The following is a 206-nucleotide window of genomic DNA, read 5'->3' as shown; positions in this document are numbered from 1 at the left end:
CAGTCAGGAGTATTTAGCCTTGGAGGATGGTCCCCCCATATTCAGACAGGATACCACGTGTCCCGCCCTACTCTTCGAGTTCACAGCAAGTGTGCTTTCGTGTACGGGACTTTCACCCTGTACCGTGCGACTTTCCAGACGCTTCCACTAACACACAAGCTGATTCAGACTCTGGGCTGCTCCCCGTTCGCTCGCCGCTACTGGGG

General features: G+C 55.8%; 1 rRNA gene. It reads right to left on the bottom strand.

The features are described from left to right. Positions 1–206 (bottom strand): 23S ribosomal RNA (locus WFN75_RS22750); the annotation flags it as partial.

It is taken from the genome of Leclercia sp. UBA7405 (assembly GCF_037152215.1).
GTDB lineage: Bacteria > Pseudomonadota > Gammaproteobacteria > Enterobacterales > Enterobacteriaceae > Enterobacter > Enterobacter pneumoniae.
Note: the sequence above shows the minus strand (reverse complement) of the source record. Positions and strands in the feature narration are given on the sequence as shown.